Origin of the sequence: Actinomadura scrupuli, assembly GCF_050971785.1 — a bacterium.
Classification (GTDB): Bacteria; Actinomycetota; Actinomycetes; order Streptosporangiales; family Streptosporangiaceae; genus Actinomadura_E; species Actinomadura_E scrupuli.
Map to the genome: position 1 here is coordinate 292,927 of NZ_JBPCCU010000004.1, position 15,914 is coordinate 308,840.

Below are 15,914 nucleotides of genomic sequence, written 5' to 3' on the forward strand. Positions count from 1 at the left end.
TCGTGCGCCTGCCCGACCCCGGCCGCTCCTACGCCGTGCTGATCGGCACCAGCGCCTACCGGTCCGCCGGGCTGGCCGACCTGCCCGCCGTGGCCAACAACCTCACCGCACTCGCCGAGGTGCTCACCGACCCGGCTCTGGGAGGTCTCGTGCCCGAGCACACCGCGGTGCTGCCGGACGCCACCGGCGTACGCGAGGTCTACCGGGCGCTACGCCATCAGGCCGACCGGGCCACCGACACCCTCCTGGTCTACTTCGCCGGCCACGGTCTGCTCGGGTCCCATCACAACGAGCTGTACCTGGCCCTGGCGGACACCAACCGAGATGAACTGCCGGTCAGTGCGCTCTCCTACGAGGTGGTCCGCAGAGTCTTCCTGGACAGCCCCGCCGCCAACCGGCTGCTGATCCTCGACTGCTGCTACAGCGGCCGCGCCGCCATGCCGCACATGAGCGATCCCGACCAGGAGATCCTCGGGCAGATCGGCATCGAGGGCACCTACATCCTCACCGCGACGTCCGCCAACGAGATGGCCCTCGCCCCCGCCGGCGTACCCCACACCGCCTTCACCGGTGAACTCCTCACCCTGCTCCGCACCGGCATCCCCGACGGCCCGGAGCTGCTCACCCTCGGCACGATCTACCGGCATCTGCGTTACACCATGACGACACGGGGCATGCCGGTTCCCAGCCGCCACGGCACCGACACCGCCGACCTCCTCGCACTCACCCGCAACCCCGCGTACCGGAGCCGGCCGCCCACGCCCAGAGCCGGTACTGAAACGCCACCGCAAAGCCCCGGCACACCGCACGAGCAGGCGGCGGAGCCCCAGGCCGATCCGCCCCCGGCCAAGGCCGGCGGCACGCCCCCGCGCAAGGCGAACAGGCCACTCGGCGCGCACGGAACACCTCGGTCCGCCGGTCCCCGTACCCGCCGGGCGGCCTTCGGCTCCGTTCTCGTCCTGGTGGTCATCGCCGCGGCCGTCACCGCCGACCTCAGGCTTCACCCGGCCAGGCCACCGGGCTCCTCCGCGGCCTCGGCCGGACCACGGGCACCGGGGATCATCGCCCGGGAGCCCGCGAACATCCGCGCCGTCGAGTTCGGCCCGGACGGCAGGCTGCTGGCCACCACCACGGCCGACGGCAAGGTCGACGTGTGGGACCCGGTCGCAGGCAAGGGCCTCCGCACCTTCACCGATCCCGCCGGTATCGGGCAAGCGGCGTTCAGCCCCGGCGGCAGGCTGCTGGCCACCGCCCCGGCCCGACCCGCCAAGGACTCCGCCCCCACCGCGCGCCGGATGGCGGACAAAGTCGACCTGTGGGACCCGGCCACGGGTACCCGGGTCCGCACCATCAGCCACCCTGCCGGAGGCTCATCCGGTGACGAGTCCGTCAACACGGTCAGGTTCAGTTCCGACGGCAGGCTTCTCGCCATCGGGGTCACCACCGCGAACGGCGACTCGTCGGTGGGCATCTGGAACCCGGTCAGCGGTGCGCGGCTCTCCACCCTCGACGGCGTGTGGGACATGGAGTTCAGCCCGGACGGCACGCTCCTCGCCACCACCAGCCGGTACGCCTCCGAGCCGGCACGGTTGTGGAACCCTCGCACCGGCAAACAGGTTCGCGCCCTCGACAGCCCTCTCGAGATCGGAGCCGTGGCGTTCAGCCCCGACGGCAGGCTCCTCGCGATCACGGACTGGCCCAAGACCACGGTGCGCCTGTGGAACCCCCTCACCGGAGAGCAGGTCCGCACGCTCCGTTACCCCGCGGGCTTCAAGCCCAAGGGCCTGCTCACCCCGGAGTTCAGTCCCGACGGCAAGATCCTGTCCATCGTCGTCGACGGCAAGGTCGACCTGTGGGACCCGGCCACCGGCACGCGCCTCCGCACCCTCGACATCGCCGGCACCAGCTACGGCCAGGCGATGTTCAGCCCGGACGGCAGGCTCCTGGCCACCGTCAGCGCCCAGGACCAGGCGGGCGGCAGGGTGGTGCAGCTGTGGGACCCGGCCACCGGAACGCAGCTCACCAGAGACACCGCCTCCGACGCGGCGTTCAGCTCCGACGGGACTCTTCTCGCCATCGCCGGTACCCGCAACTCGGTACGGCTGTGGGACCTCACCAAGGCACCGGCCCTGAGACGGACGCTCACGCAGTGACGCGGCGATACCGACGCGGTGATGCCGCCCGGTTTCAGCCGGGCAGGCCGAGCTGCCGGGCGATGATCATCCGCTGGACCTCGGAGGTGCCCTCGCCGATCTCGAGGATCTTGGCATCGCGGTAGAAGCGGCCGACCGGGTACTCGTTCATGAAGCCGTAGCCGCCGAAGATCTGGGTGGCGTCCCGCGCGTTGTCCATGGCCGCGTTGGAGGAGACCAGTTTGGCGATGGCGGCCTCCTTCTTGAACGGCTCACCGGCCAGCATCCTGGCGGCCGCGAGGTAGTAGGCGGCCCGCGCGGTGTGCGCGCGTACCTCCATGTCGGCGACCTTGAACTGGATCGCCTGGTATTCGCCGATCGTACGGCCGAACGCCTCGCGTTCCCGGACGTACCGCAGGCACTCGTCCACGCAGCCCTGGGCCAGCCCGACCGACAGCGCCGCGATCGCGATCCGGCCCTCGTCGAGGATCCGCAGGAACTGCGCGTAACCGCGCCCGCGCGGGCCCACCAGGTTCTCCTCGGGCACGCGTACGTCGTCGAACGACAGTTCGCGGGTGTCCGACGCCGACCAGCCGACCTTGGAGTACTTCTGGCCGACGGTGAAGCCGGGCGTCCCGGACGGCACGATGATCGTCGAGATCTCGCGCTCGCCGGTCAGCGCGGTGACCGTCACGAAGGCCGTGATGTCCGTGCCGGAGTTGGTGATGAACGACTTCGAGCCGTTGATGATCCAGTGCCCGTCCTCCAGCCGCGCGGTGGTGCGCATGCCGCCGGGCACGTCGGAGCCGCCGCCCGCCTCGGTCAGCCCGAAGGCGGCCAGCCGCTCACCGGCGCACAGCCGGGGCAGCCAGGTCCGCTTCTGTTCCTCCGAGCCGAACCGGAAGATCGGCATCGCGCCCAGCGAGACCCCCGCCTCCAGGGTGATAGAGACCGAGGAGTCGACCCGGGCGAGCTCCTCCAGGGCCAGGCAGAGCGTGAAGTAGTCACCGCCCATGCCGCCGTACTCCTCGGGGAACGGCAGCCCGAACAGCCCCATCTTGCCCATCCCCGCGACGATCTCGTACGGGAACTCGCCCCGCTCGTAGAGATCGCCGATCACGGGGGCGACCACCTCGCGGGCGAACTCCGCGACCGTCTGCCGCAGTGCCTCCTGCTCCTCGGTGAGCCTGAAGTCGATCATTGTTCGTCTCTCCTCACAACCTCCGTGATCGTGCGATCAATCGACGATTGATCGCACGATCACGGATGGGTCGGCCGATCATGGGTGGGACAGGGCCTGGACGACGCGGGACGGGGAGGGGCGGCCGAGCCGCTCGGCCATCCAGCGGCTGGTCTCGGCGAGTGCGGGCAGGTCGACGCCGGTCTCGATGCCGAGGCCGTCGAGCATCCAGACGAGGTCCTCGGTGGCAAGGTTGCCGGTGGCGCTCTCGGCGTAGGGACAGCCGCCCAGCCCGCCGGCCGAGGCGTCCACGGTGGTGACGCCGCACCGCAGCGCGGCCAGCGTGTTGGCGAGCGCCTGCCCGTAGGTGTCGTGGAAGTGCACGGCGACCCGGGCGAGGTCGGTGCCGGCCGCCGCCAGCTCCCCGATCAGGGCGGTGACGTGGCCGGGGGTACCGACCCCGATGGTGTCGCCCAGGCTGATCTCGGTGCATCCCATGTCCACCAGCCGGGTGGCGACCGAGACCACCTGGCCGATCGGGACGTCGCCCTCCCAGGGGTCCCCGAAGGCCATCGAGACGTACGCCCGCACCCGCATGCCCTCCGCACGCGCCCGCGCCACGACGGGGGCGAACATCGTGAGCGACTCCTCGACCGTGCGGTTGAGGTTGCGCCGGGCGAAGGTCTCGGTGGCGCTGCCGAACACCGCGATCTCGTCGATGCCGGCCTTCAGCGCCCGGTCCAGGCCGCGCTCGTTCGGCACGAGCACGGGGTAGCGGACGCCGGGCACCCGGGCGAGCACCCCGAGCAGCTCCTCGGCGTCGGCGAGCTGCGGCACCCACTTCGGGTGCACGAAGCTGGTGGCCTCGATGGTGGTGAGCCCCGCCGCCGCGAGCCGGGTGACGAACTCCGCCTTCACCTCCACGGGCACGATCGCGGACTCGTTCTGCAGGCCGTCGCGGGGACCGACCTCGTAGATCGTCACTCGCTCCGGCAGCCCCTCAAGGCCCACGCGCATCACTGCCGCCCTCCTTCGTCGTCGTCCGCGGCCGGGGTGATCTCGGCGAGCACGGCGTCCAGCGCGACCTGGGCGCCGGTCCGGGCGGGCAGCTCGGCGACGACCCCGTCGACCGGCGCGGTGACGGTGTGTTCCATCTTCATCGCCTCCACGATGACCAGTGGCTGACCCGCGGTCACCGCGTCGCCCTTGGCCACCTTGACCGCCAGCACCGTGCCGGGCATCGGGCTGCGCAGCACTCCGCCGCCCGCCGCGCTCGCCGCCGAGCCGGCCGCACCGGGCACGAACTCCCGCACCGCCCAGGTCCGCCCGGCATGCCCGATCCACACCGTCCGCTCGTCGCCCGCCAGCGCGTACACCGTCGTGCGCCCGCCGTAGCCGACCGTGCGGCCGGCCGGGCCGGGCCCGGGACGCAGCGAGGCCGGGACCGGGGCGGCGCCGTTGACGGAGATCTCGGCGGCGGCGGACACGCCCCTGACTCTGACCGGTACGGGGTCGTGGCCGTCGACGCTGAGGTGCCGGACGGTCCAGGCGGGGTCGCCGAGCCGCCAGCCGTCCGGGATCGCCCACGGGTCCCGGTCACCGGCGCTCTCCAGCGCGCGGGTGCGCTCCAGGGCGGCGGCGGCGAGCACCTCGTCCGGTACGGCGTCGTGGACCAGGTCCTCCAGCGAGCGCTCGACGAGGCCGGTGTCGAGCCGGCCCGCGGTGACGTCCGGGTGGGAGATCAGGGCACGCAGGAAGGCGATGTTGGTGGGGACCCCGAGCAGGGTGTATGAGGCGAGCGCCCGGTCCAGGCGGGTGAGCGCCGCGGCCCGGTCGGGGCCCCAGGCGACCACCTTGGCGAGCATCGGATCGTAGGAGCCGCCGACCTCGGTGCCCTCGGCGATCCCGGAGTCGACCCGCGCGCCAGCGTCCGTCCCCGGCTCGGAGAGCGTGAGCACGGTGCCGCCCGTGGGCAGGAAGCCGCGTGCGGGGTCCTCGGCGTACACCCGGGCCTCGGCCGCGTGGCCGCGCAGGCGCACGCCGTCCTGGGTGAAGGGCAGCGGCTCGCCGGCGGCCACCCGGAGCTGCAGCTCGACCAGGTCCAGGCCGGTGACCAGCTCGGTGACCGGATGCTCGACCTGCAGGCGGGTGTTCATCTCCATGAAGAAGTACTCGTCCGGCCGGTCGGCGGAGACGATGTACTCCACCGTGCCCGCCCCGACGTAGCCGACCGCCCGCGCGGCGTCGATGGCGCTGGCGCCCATCCGGGCCCGCTGCTCCTCGGTCAGCAGCGGCGACGGCGCCTCTTCGATGATCTTCTGGTGGCGCCGCTGGAGGCTGCACTCGCGCTCGCCCAGATGGACGACGGCGCCGTGGGCGTCGGCGAAGACCTGGATCTCGATGTGCCGGGGGTTCTCCACGAACCGCTCGACCAGCAGGGTATCGTCACCGAACGCGCCCAGGGCCTCCCTGCGGGCCGAGCCGATCGCGGCGGGCACCTCCTCCGGCGACCGGACCAGGCGCATGCCCTTCCCGCCGCCGCCGGCCGAGGGCTTGAGCAGCACCGGCAGCCCGATCCGCGCCACCGCCTCCGCCAGCCGGGCGTCGGACAGGCCCGCCTCGTCGCTGCCGGGGACCACCGGCACGCCGGCGGCGGTGACGGTCAGCTTGGCGCGGATCTTGTCGCCCATCGCCTCGATCGCCTCGGGCGGCGGCCCGACGAAGACCAGCCCGGCGGCGGCACAGGCACGGGCGAAACCGGCGTTCTCGGCCAGGAAGCCGTACCCCGGGTGCACCGCCTCGGCGCCCGACGCGCGAGCCGCGCCGATGACGGCCTCGGCGTCGAGGTAGCCGGGGATCAGCACGGCCTCGTCGGCCTCCCGGACGTGCCGGGCCCCGGCGTCGGCCGGGCTGTGCACGGCGACGGAGCGGACGCCGAGGTCGCGGAGCGTACGGATGATCCGTACGGCGATCTCGCCCCGGTTGGCGATGAGGACTGCGGAGAACATGGGGCTCACATCCGGAAGACGCCGTAGCCGACCGGCTCCAGCGGGGCGTTGGCGGCGGCCGACAGCGCGAGGCCGAGCACCCGGCGGGTGTCGAGGGGATCGATGACGCCGTCGTCCCAGAGCCGGGCGGTGGCGTAGTAGGGGTTGCCCTGGTGCTCGTACTGCGCGCGGATGACCTCGGGGTCGGTGTTGCCCACCGAGGCGAGCACCGAGGCGGCCTGCTCGCCGCCCATGACCGAGATCCGCGCGCCCGGCCACATCCACAGGAACCGGGGGGAGTAGGCCCGGCCGCACATGGCGTAGTTGCCGGCGCCGAAGGAACCGCCGATGACCACGGTGAACTTCGGCACCCGGGCGCAGGCGACCGCGGTGACCATCTTGGCGCCGTGCTTGGCGATGCCGCCGGCCTCGTACTCGCGGCCCACCATGAAGCCGCTGATGTTCTGCAGGAACACCAGCGGGATCGACCGCCGGTCGCACAGCTCGATGAAGTGCGCGCCCTTGAGCGCGGACTCGGAGAACAGGATCCCGTTGTTGGCGATGATGCCCACGGGATGGCCGTGCAGGTGCGCGAAGCCGGTGACCAGGGTGGGGCCGTACTCGGCCTTGAACTCCTGGAACCGGCTGCCGTCGACGATCCGGGCGATGACCTCGCGCACGTCGTAGGGCGTGCGCGGGTCCGGCGGCACGACCCCGTACAGCTCGGCGGGGTCGGCCGCGGGCTCCCGCACCTCCGCGACGTCCCAGGGCCGGGGGGCGCGCGGGCCGAGGGTGGCGACGATGCCCCGGACGATCCGCAGGGCGTGCGCGTCGTCGTCGGCGAGATGGTCGGTGACCCCGGAGACGCGCGAGTGCAGCTCGCCGCCGCCCAGCTCCTCCGCGGTGACGATCTCGCCGGTGGCCGCCTTCACCAGCGGCGGGCCGCCCAGGAAGATCGTGCCCTGGTTGCGGACGATGACGGCCTCGTCGCTCATGGCCGGGACGTACGCGCCGCCCGCCGTGCAGGAGCCGAGCACCGCCGCGATCTGCGGGATGCCGCGCGCCGACATGGTCGCCTGGTTGTAGAAGATCCGGCCGAAGTGCTCGCGGTCCGGGAACACCTCGTCCTGCCTGGGCAGGAAGGCGCCGCCGGAGTCGACCAGGTAGACGCACGGCAGGTTGTTGTGCAGCGCGACCTCCTGCGCCCGCAGGTGCTTCTTCACCGTGACCGGGTAGTAGGTGCCGCCCTTGACCGTGGCGTCGTTGGCGACGATCACGCATTCGCGGCCGGACACCCGGCCGATCCCGGTGATGATCCCGGCGCCGGGGGCGTCGCCGTCGTACATGCCGTACGCCGCCAGCGCGGACAGCTCCAGGAACGGCGAGCCGGGGTCGAGCAGCCCGTCCACCCGGTCCCGGGGCAGCAGCTTGCCGCGTGCGACGTGCTTGTCGCGGGCGCGCTCCGGGCCGCCCCGGCGGGCGTCCGCCAGCCGGTCCCGCAGCTGCGCGGCCAGCGCGTGGTTGGCCTCGGCGTTGCGCTTGTAGGCCTCGCCGGTGGGGTCCGCGGTGGTCCCCAGCACAGGTGAGCTCATGCCACCCCTCGTCAGTTAACGATCGTTAACTCCACCGATGTTAATCAACGTTAACACCGCTCGTCTAGACTCCGTACATGACCGAGCCGGCCCCGTCCTACACCTCACCGCGCCGTACGGAGATCCTGGCCGCTGCGGCGGAGCTGTTCGCCCGGCGGGGATACCACGGTGTCTCCATCGGCGAGCTCGGCCGGGCGGTCGGGCTCACCGGGCCGGCGCTGTACCGGCACTTCCGGGGCAAGGACGCGGTGCTGGCCGACATGCTGCTCGACATCAGCGAGCGGCTGCTGACCGAGGGATCACGGCGCGCCGCGGCGGCCCCCGGGCCGGCCCAGGCACTGGAGGCGCTGCTGCGCTGGCACGTGGCCTTCGCGCTGGACAACCCCGCGCTCATCACCGTCCACGAACGCGAGCTGGACAACGTGCCGGAGCCGCAGCGCCGCGAGATCCGCCGCATGCAGCGGGCCTACGTGGAGGAGTGGGTCCGCGTGCTGCGCCACCTTGATGGGGCGCTGGCCGACGACCGGGCCCGGGCGGCCGTGCACGCCACCTTCGGGCTGCTCAACTCGACCCCGCACAGCGCCGGCGGGCTCGACCGGGACGCCATGGCCGCGCTCCTGCACGCCATGGCCGCCAAGGCGCTCACCGCGACCATCGCGGAGGCCTGACCCGCCGTCCTGCCGGCGGACTCTTGGCGGCGGGCCGGCTCAGGTCTGCGGCCAGGTGACCGGCAGCCGCTTCGGTCCCTGGACCATGCCGCCCTTCGCCCAGGGGACGTCGTCCGGGGGCACGGCGAGCGCCAGCCCGGGCAGTTCGCGGGTGAGCACGCGCAGGGCGACCTCCACCTCCAGGCGGGCTAGGCCGGCGCCGATGCAGAAGTGCGGGCCGTGCCCGAAGGTCAGATGCGCGCCGTCGTCGCGGTGCAGGTCGAAGCGGTCGGGCTCGGGGAACGGCTCCGGATCCCGGTTGGCGATGGCCAGCAACGGAAGGACCGTCTCGCCCCGGCGGATCGTCCCGGACGGCAGCTCGACGTCCTCGGTGGCCATCCGCGGCAGCCCGTAGCCGGCCGGAGTGTCGTGCCGCAGGATCTCCTCGATCGCGGCCGGGAGCAGCGAGGTGTCCCGGGCCAGCGAGCCGTAGTGGCCCTCGGCGAGCATCGTGAAGACCCCGCACCCGATGAGGTTGGCCGTCGTCTCGTGGCCCGCGTTGATCAGATTGACGGTCAGGCTCACCAGCTCCCGCTCGGTGAGCACGTCCGAGCCGTCGCGGCTCTCCAGCAGGGCGTCGATGAGCGCGTCGCCCGGGGTCTTCCGCCGCTCGGCGAGCAGTTCCTCGACGTACGCGCGGAATTCACGCCGGGCGGTGACCCGCTGGCCGGCGTCCGCCGTGGAGACGGTCAGCGCCGCGCTGGACCAGGCACGGAAGCGGCCCCGGTCCTCGTGCGGCACCCCGAGCAGCTCGCAGATGATCCGGATCGGCAGCGGGAACGCGAAGGCGGTGACCAGGTCGGCCGGTGCGCCGCCGGTCACCATCTCGCCGAGGAGCTGCTCGGTGACCTCGGTGATCCGGGGCCGCCATCCGGCGATCCGGCGGGGGGAGAAGGCCCCGGCGACGATGCGGCGCAGCCGGGTGTGGCGCGGCGGGTCCATGTTGAGCAGCGAGTCCCGGTCGTCGCTGATGTCGTTCCCGCGGACTATCCGGGGCCCGTCTGCGGCCCGGTGCAGTTCCCGGGTGAAGCGGGGGTCCGACATGACCTGCCGTACGTCGGCGTACCGCGTGGCGGCCCGCATGGTGTCGCCGCTCGGCAGGGTGATCGGCGGCAGGGCCTCGTCCACGCTCACCAGGACTCCTTGTTGGTCGGGACTCGCTCGTCAGGACTCCTTGCGGCCCACACCGCACAGGAAGTATCCGCTCGCCGTCACCGGGGCGGGAGCGCTCGTGTCGTCGGGCCGCCACCGGTCCAGCGAGACCAGGCCCGGTTCCAGGAGGCCGAACCCGTCGAAGAAGCCGAGGATCTCCTCCGGCGTGCGGTGCGTCAGGGCGGTGCTGGCCTTCCGGTACACCGTCGAGGAGTTCGCGGTGACCTCGTCGTCGCCGGTGATGTGCGAGATCACCACATGGCTCCCCGGCGGCAGGCTCTTGCGGAGGTCGGTCATGACCCGGTACGGCTCGTCGTCGGCGTCCAGGCAGTGCAGCACCGCGACCAGCAGCAGCCCGACCGGTTCGCCGGGCCGGATGAGCTCGCGGATCTTCGGGTCGTCGAGCAGCCCGGCGGACTCACGCAGATCCCGCTCCAGGACCACCGTGCTCTGGTCGACGCCGAGCAGCGCGCGGCCGTGGGTGACGACCACCGGGTCGTTGTCCAGGTAGACCACCCGGGCGCCCGGGAGGATCTGCCGGGCGACCTCGTGGACGTTGCCCTGGGTGGGCAGGCCCGCGCCGATGTCGAGGAACTGGGTGATCCCGATCCCGGCCAGATACCGCACCGCACGGGCCATGAAGCCGCGGTTCTGCCTGGCCAGCCGGGGGGCGAACGGTGCCACTTCCAGGACCTTCGCGGCGGCCTCCCGATCCGCCGCGAAGTTGTCCTTCCCGCCCAGGTAGTAGTCGTACATGCGGGCCACGTTGGGAACCGTCACGTCGATCCGGGGTCGGTTGCTCTCTGCCATGATGCCGATCTCTCGCGTGATGCCTCGTCAATGATCGCTCACTGAGGGAGGACCGACCAGCGGATTGAAGGATATTTCCCTCTCATATCCCGATTAGGTAAGTGGCCCGACGGGGCGAGGCGGACGCCGCATCCCTAACCCCACCGCTGGAGCTCCGACCGGAGCCATGTGAGCGTCACCTCGCGGCCCACCCATTCGGGCGGGGACGTCGGCAGGTTCCCGGGCGTCTCGCCGGTGACGAGGAGCCGCCGGCCTTCCTTCTTCGCCCAGACGGTGCGCGTCCCGGCGCGGGGCCCGACCGGGAAGCGCACGATCCCCTGGTCGGCGAGAAGGTGGTCGAGGCCGTCCAGGAAGTACGGCTGGGCGTCCAGGGCGGCGGCGTCCGGCAAGGGGGTGTAGCCCTCGAAGTCGACCAGCAGGAAGTTGCCCGGCAGGAAGGCGGCGTGGACGGGGTCGTGGCCGAACAGGCCGAGGACGCTCGGCCCGAGCTGGATGTCCGGGGCAAGGGTGTAGACACCGGTCCCGTGGATCGGGTGTGCCCCGTTGAGGATCTTCCACTGCTTCGTGGGCGTGTTCCCGCATCCGATGAGCAGCTTCTTCACGCCCGGGTCCCGGGTGTAGCGGAGCGGGATTCCCGCGACCTCCTGCCACACGCGCGTCACGTACGAAGGAGGCACGTCGATCTTCATCCCCGCCCAGTCGCCCGGCCGCAGGGTCCGTACGGTCACCGCGTCGGAGGCGAGGAAGGACAGCGCGGGATGCCTCTTGACGAGCAGGGGGAACAGCCTCCCGACCTCTCTCTGGATGTCGAACTGAAGGTCGGCGGGGAGAAACCGGATGAGATCGCGCTGCCTCGGGAAATCCACGGAGAACTTGGCGGGATCGGTGGGGGACACGCGTTCTATCGTCCCGGTCCGGCCGAAGAACAGCAGGCGGGCGTTGACGGCCCGTACCCGGTCGCCGATCCGGAACGCACGCGGGCCGTCTCCGGTGACCTCTGCCGGAGGTTGCGCCTCGCCCTGGCCGGGCACGTCTGAAGCCGTGCCCGGTGGCTCCTCGCGCTCGGCCTTGCCGGAGGGATCGGAGGGCACGCGAAACATGGTGATTCTCCGCTCGTGTCGTGTCCCGCACGGAAGACGCGGTGGGTCACACACTGAAGAAAGAGGATCAATCGTGCATCGGGGGAAATACGGACTTCGTCCCGGCCTCTCGCCGGGCGGTACGACGGATCACCCCGCGGGTGCGGCCCTTCCGGCGGGACTCCGCCGGGGCGTGCCGCCACCTTCCGCACCAGGGACACGGCACCCCCGGGATGGCGGCGAGACCGCCGTACCCCATGATGTGGTCGACACGACGTGAGAGCGGGGGACGGCGATGACCAAGACGGGGAACCTCGGCCCGGAGCTGTACGACTATCTGCTGGCCCACAGCGTCCGGCCCGACGAGGTGCAACAGGAGCTCATCGAGGTGACCGCCGCGCTGGGCGGGGCGTCCTCGATGCAGATCTCCCCGGACCAGGGCGCCTTCATGATGCTGCTGGCCAAGGTGCTGGGCGCGCGGAACGTGATCGAGGTCGGCACGTTCACCGGCTACTCCTCGATCTGCCTGGCCCGCGGGCTCGCCGAGGGAGGCCGGCTGATCTGCTGTGACGTGAGCGAGGAGTGGACCGGCATCGCCCGGGAGCACTGGCGCAAGGCCGGGGTGGAGGATCTGATCGACCTGCGGATCGGGCCGGCGCTGGACACGCTGCGGAGCCTGCCGGCCGATCCGGTGGTCGACCTGTCCTTCATCGACGCCGACAAGCCGGGCTACATCGGGTACTGGGAGGAACTGGTGCCCAGGACCCGACCCGGCGGGGTGATCCTGGTCGACAACGTCTTCATGAGCGGCCGGGTGATCACCTCCGACCCCGATGAGTCCGGAGCGGCGATCCGCGCGTTCAACGACCACGCGGCGGCCGACGAACGCGTGGAACTGGTGATGCTGCCGATCGCCGACGGGCTCACCTTCGCCCGCAAACGCTGACGTTCGCCACCGGGGCGGGGCTCCTCGGGCGCGCCCCCGGTGATCCCCGGAGTCGCCTGCGAACGTGATCCGCCGAGCCTAGGATGTCCACGTTCGCCCGGCGGATCCGGCCGCCGGGCGGCGAGACAGAGGTGGTACCGCCATGGACACACCCGCGATCCTCATGCTGATCCTGGGCATCGTGGTCGGTGCCGCCGGTGGCTTCGGCGCCTCCCGGCTGCGTACCGGCAATGCCGCGTCGGCTCCCGCCGCCGGGCGGGCATCGGACGCCACGGCCCGGCCGGTGGAACCGGACGAACCCGTGGAACCCGTGGAGTCCGAGGGTGACGAGGCCACCGGGTTCAAGGATCCGGCGGGGTTCGAGATCGCGGCGCAGCGCCGGGACCTGATCGACGCCTCCATCGCGATCGCCGACGCCGTCCGGGACCGTGACGAGACCCTGTGGCGGCAGGTGACGGACGCGCTGGCCGCCGCCGGGGTCACCACGGTGGCGCCGGACGGAGAGCCGTTCGACCCCGAGCGGCACGTCCCGGTGCTCGCCGAGCCCACCGAGGACGCCAAGCTGCACCAGACCGTCGCGGCCACCGGCACGGTCGGGTACCTCGACGGGAAGACCTGGCTGCGCCGCCCGGAGGTCTCCGTCTACGAGCAGGACGCCCAGGCCTGACCCGGCTCCGCCGACTCCGGGGCGGATCGTCCCGGGGCGCGGGGCCCGCCGTGTCCAGTACGGCGATAGCGTGGCGGTGATGCCAGCCGCCGATGCCGGAGGTCGTCCGTGTCCGAAGCCACCGTCCAGGAGCACGACCCCGTCCAGATCGTCCGGGCGTTCCTCACCGCGCTGGAGGAACTGGACATCGACCGGGCGCTCACCCTGGTCGCGCCGGAGATCGTCTATCAGAACGTCCCGTTGCCTCCGGCCCGCGGCCTGCGCGCCTTCGAGAAGCAGCTACGGGTGATGGCCAAGTACAGCACCGGCTTCGAGGCGCGCATCCACCACATCGCCGCGGACGGTCCCGTGGTGCTCACCGAGCGCACCGACGTGCTGCAGGCCGGTGGCTGGCGGGCCTCCTTCTGGGTCTGCGGCACCTTCGAGGTCCGCGCCGGCCGCATCGTGCTGTGGCGCGACTACTTCGACTGGACGACCTTCCTCATCGCCGGCCTGCGCGGTGTCCCCGGCGCGGTCGCCGCGGCCATCGCCCGGCGCCGCGCCCGCGCGATCCGCTCCGGCCGTTAGGCCCTGTCCGGCGGTCACCCCGATCCGCCGGACAGCACCTCGGCCGGGCGCCACGATCAGCGGCCGTCGCCGCCGCCCCGGTGCTCTGGGCGTACTCCCGGCCGTCGCCGCCGCGGCCTGGGTCGTGCTCCCGCTAGGCGATGACGCAGCAGGAATCGCCGCACTTGATCTTCGGCCAGCAGCGGGCCTGCGGCGCGGCCGGGGCGGCCGTTACCGGGCCGGCCTGGTCACGGGCCGCGGTGCCGGTGGACGCCGAAACTCCGGCCGGCGCCAGCGCGGCGAGGAAGGCCGTCAGCGCGATCACGGGCAGGGTCCGGGTCCGTACCGCTGTGCCGAGGACGTGTCTGGAAGTCATGGGTGCCCTCCTGGGCGTCGAGTGGACAACGCTTCCACTCGAAGGGCGTTCCATCCCGTTCCATCCCGGCCGCCGCGGGTTGGCGCGAGGGGGTTCCCGCGACCGGGAGGAGCCTGCCGTCGGCGGTCTGCCCGGGCGGCCGGGCCGGGGCGCGAACACCGGCGGGCGCGCCGACGGTCAGCCGCGGCCGGTGTCGATGACGCAGAAGCGGTTGCCGTCCGGGTCGGCGAGGACCACGAAGTCCGGATCCTCCGGATAAAGGTCCCAGTCGACACGGCTGGCACCGAGGGAGATCAGTCGCTCCACCTCGGCGGCCTGGTCGGCGGCGTCACCGGCGTACAGATCCAGGTGGACGCGCGGGTACTCCTGCACGGGCGTCTCGCTGACATCCAGCGCCAGCTGCACACCCGAGCCGACGGCCGGCATCAGCACGGTCCAGTCGTCCTTGACCTCGTCGTCCCGCGGCACGTAGCCCAGCGCCTCGCTCCAGAAGTCCGCCGCCCGCCGCACGTCCTCGACACCCAGCACGATGGTTCCGATGCTCAACATGCGCCGATTCTGGCAGACGCCCGGCGGACCGGCCCCGGCTCAGGGCTGCTTGATCGCGGCGGTGAACGAACGCCAGGTCGCGTGGCTGAAGACGAGCGCCGGACCGCCGGGGTTCTTGCTGTCGCGCACGGCGACCACCCCCGGCAACGGCGCGACCTCGACGCAGTCACCACCAGTGGGCCCGCTACGGCTGCTCTTGCGCCATGCGGCCACCTCGACGCAGTCACTGCCGTCTGGCCCGCTGTGACTGCTCTTGCGCCACGCGGCCACCTCAACGCACTGACCGCCATCAGGGCCGCTGCGCCTGCTCTTGCGCCAGAGGGCGCCGCTCAGGTCCATCGATCGTCCGCCGTTCGTCTGATGAGCTCCAGCGAATCGCGCTGGGGGAGTGCGTACGTCTGCAGAGACTCCCACAGGTCCGTGAGGGCCTCAAGGTCCTCAGGTTTGCGGACGATCTGGCCCTGTGCGGCCGTTTCCAAATACGCGACCTCTCCCGACCCGGCTCCCATCGATGCGGTGACGAAAGACCCCTTGACGCCGGGATGCGTACCGTACGGGATCACCTGGACGGTGATGCGGGGGTTCGCCGTGACCTCGATGAGCGACGTCAATTGCTCGTACATGGTCGCCGCGTCGCCGACCGGCCGGTGCAGAACCGCCTCGTCGAAGATGCACCGGAGCTTGGGCGGTGGTGGGCTCTCCCGAACGAGAATGTCCTGCCGTTCGAGGCGTGCCGCGACTGCGTCCTCGTCCCGCAGCAGTGCTGTGGCGTACGCCTTGGTCTGGAGCAATCCGTCGATGACCGACAGTTGGAACGCTCGCAGCACGATCGCCTTGGCCTCGATCCTGGGCCATTCGCCGAACCAGGCGGGGAACCGGTCGCCCTTGCGCCAGTCGAGCTGCCGCAGCAGCGCGCCGCCGGTGCCGAGCACCTCGTCGCAGGCCGCCGCGAAGTCGGTCCCGGCCGGGACCTGGCCGGTCTCGATGCCGCTGATGAGCGACTCGCTGAAGCGGATCCGCACGGCGAGCTGCGCCTGGGTGAGCCCGGCGGTCTGCCGGTGGTGGCGCAGCTCCCGTCCCCAGATCGCCTGCGGGCTGTAGAGGTCCATGACGCCTCCTTGATCGTGCGGCTGTGCTGCGGTTGTCGTCGGGGGGAGATGTCCGGGTTCAACGGCCATCGATGCCGCCGCA

General features: G+C 71.9%; 16 protein-coding genes. 5 read left to right on the forward strand and 11 right to left on the reverse strand.

Going from position 1 to position 15,914, the window contains the following annotated elements; genetic code table 11:
- Nucleotides 1-2: 2 nt before the first annotated feature.
- Nucleotides 3-2,153 carry a caspase, EACC1-associated type gene (locus tag ACRYCC_RS20550; protein WP_433814377.1) on the forward strand — a complete coding sequence of 717 codons (2,151 nt, stop codon included), beginning with the start codon at nucleotides 3-5 and terminating at the stop codon, nucleotides 2,151-2,153.
- Between the two features lie 34 nt (nucleotides 2,154-2,187).
- Here the strand turns inward: ACRYCC_RS20550 and ACRYCC_RS20555 are convergent, their stop codons facing one another.
- From ACRYCC_RS20555 to ACRYCC_RS20570, 4 genes are all read right to left on the reverse strand, one after another.
- Complete coding sequence (locus ACRYCC_RS20555) at nucleotides 2,188-3,333, reverse strand: acyl-CoA dehydrogenase family protein (RefSeq protein ID WP_433814379.1); 1,146 nt, start codon at nucleotides 3,331-3,333, stop codon at nucleotides 2,188-2,190.
- A 78-nt stretch (nucleotides 3,334-3,411) separates the two neighbouring features.
- Nucleotides 3,412-4,329, reverse strand: a complete 918-nt coding sequence (locus tag ACRYCC_RS20560; RefSeq protein ID WP_433814381.1) for a hydroxymethylglutaryl-CoA lyase — start codon at nucleotides 4,327-4,329, stop codon at nucleotides 3,412-3,414.
- The gene (locus tag ACRYCC_RS20565; RefSeq protein ID WP_433814383.1) at nucleotides 4,329-6,320 is read right to left on the reverse strand and encodes an acetyl/propionyl/methylcrotonyl-CoA carboxylase subunit alpha; all 1,992 of its coding nucleotides are present in this window, start codon (nucleotides 6,318-6,320) and stop codon (nucleotides 4,329-4,331) included. Before ACRYCC_RS20565 ends, ACRYCC_RS20560 begins: the two co-directional genes overlap by 1 nt.
- Nucleotides 6,321-6,325: 5 nt before the next feature.
- On the reverse strand, nucleotides 6,326-7,879 hold the full coding sequence (locus ACRYCC_RS20570; RefSeq protein ID WP_433815025.1) for a carboxyl transferase domain-containing protein: 1,554 nt from the start codon (nucleotides 7,877-7,879) through the stop codon (nucleotides 6,326-6,328).
- 89 nt (nucleotides 7,880-7,968) lie between these two features.
- On the opposite strand from ACRYCC_RS20570, the gene ACRYCC_RS20575 reads away from it, so the two are divergent.
- Nucleotides 7,969-8,559: an SACE_7040 family transcriptional regulator gene (locus ACRYCC_RS20575; RefSeq protein WP_433814384.1), complete on the forward strand. Its 591-nt coding sequence runs from the start codon at nucleotides 7,969-7,971 to the stop codon at nucleotides 8,557-8,559.
- A 39-nt stretch (nucleotides 8,560-8,598) separates the two neighbouring features.
- Here the strand turns inward: ACRYCC_RS20575 and ACRYCC_RS20580 are convergent, their stop codons facing one another.
- The 3 genes from ACRYCC_RS20580 to ACRYCC_RS20590 all read right to left on the reverse strand — a co-directional run bounded on the left by ACRYCC_RS20580 (nucleotide 8,599) and on the right by ACRYCC_RS20590 (nucleotide 11,651).
- Nucleotides 8,599-9,732, reverse strand: a complete 1,134-nt coding sequence (locus ACRYCC_RS20580) for a cytochrome P450 (RefSeq protein ID WP_433814386.1) — start codon at nucleotides 9,730-9,732, stop codon at nucleotides 8,599-8,601.
- A 30-nt stretch (nucleotides 9,733-9,762) separates the two neighbouring features.
- On the reverse strand, nucleotides 9,763-10,560 hold the full coding sequence (locus ACRYCC_RS20585; RefSeq protein ID WP_433814388.1) for an SAM-dependent methyltransferase: 798 nt from the start codon (nucleotides 10,558-10,560) through the stop codon (nucleotides 9,763-9,765).
- A 134-nt stretch (nucleotides 10,561-10,694) separates the two neighbouring features.
- Nucleotides 10,695-11,651, reverse strand: a complete 957-nt coding sequence (locus tag ACRYCC_RS20590) for a hypothetical protein (protein ID WP_433814390.1) — start codon at nucleotides 11,649-11,651, stop codon at nucleotides 10,695-10,697.
- Between the two features lie 283 nt (nucleotides 11,652-11,934).
- Here ACRYCC_RS20590 and ACRYCC_RS20595 point away from each other — a divergent pair, with 283 nt between their 5' ends.
- The 3 genes from ACRYCC_RS20595 to ACRYCC_RS20605 all read left to right on the forward strand — a co-directional run bounded on the left by ACRYCC_RS20595 (nucleotide 11,935) and on the right by ACRYCC_RS20605 (nucleotide 13,819).
- Nucleotides 11,935-12,585 (forward strand): O-methyltransferase, encoded by a 651-nt coding sequence (locus tag ACRYCC_RS20595; protein ID WP_433814391.1) that lies wholly within the window; start codon nucleotides 11,935-11,937, stop codon nucleotides 12,583-12,585.
- A gap of 310 nt (nucleotides 12,586-12,895) precedes the next feature.
- Entirely contained in the window at nucleotides 12,896-13,252 is a 357-nt protein-coding gene (grpE, locus tag ACRYCC_RS20600; protein ID WP_433815027.1) for a nucleotide exchange factor GrpE, read from the forward strand.
- A 108-nt stretch (nucleotides 13,253-13,360) separates the two neighbouring features.
- A complete protein-coding gene (locus tag ACRYCC_RS20605) occupies nucleotides 13,361-13,819 on the forward strand; it encodes a limonene-1,2-epoxide hydrolase family protein (RefSeq protein ID WP_433814393.1) in 459 nt (152 codons plus the stop codon).
- Nucleotides 13,820-13,952: 133 nt separating this feature from the next.
- On the opposite strand, the gene ACRYCC_RS20610 is transcribed toward ACRYCC_RS20605, so the two are convergent.
- The 4 genes from ACRYCC_RS20610 to ACRYCC_RS20625 form a co-directional block, all read right to left on the reverse strand.
- On the reverse strand, nucleotides 13,953-14,174 hold the full coding sequence (locus ACRYCC_RS20610; RefSeq protein ID WP_433814395.1) for a hypothetical protein: 222 nt from the start codon (nucleotides 14,172-14,174) through the stop codon (nucleotides 13,953-13,955).
- 177 nt (nucleotides 14,175-14,351) lie between these two features.
- Entirely contained in the window at nucleotides 14,352-14,723 is a 372-nt protein-coding gene (locus ACRYCC_RS20615) for a VOC family protein (RefSeq protein ID WP_433814397.1), read from the reverse strand.
- Nucleotides 14,724-14,762: 39 nt separating this feature from the next.
- Nucleotides 14,763-15,062 (reverse strand): DUF397 domain-containing protein, encoded by a 300-nt coding sequence (locus ACRYCC_RS20620; protein WP_433814398.1) that lies wholly within the window; start codon nucleotides 15,060-15,062, stop codon nucleotides 14,763-14,765.
- Nucleotides 15,053-15,832 (reverse strand): helix-turn-helix domain-containing protein, encoded by a 780-nt coding sequence (locus ACRYCC_RS20625; RefSeq protein ID WP_433814400.1) that lies wholly within the window; start codon nucleotides 15,830-15,832, stop codon nucleotides 15,053-15,055. Before ACRYCC_RS20625 ends, ACRYCC_RS20620 begins: the two co-directional genes overlap by 10 nt.
- Between the last annotated feature and the right edge of the window lie 82 nt (nucleotides 15,833-15,914).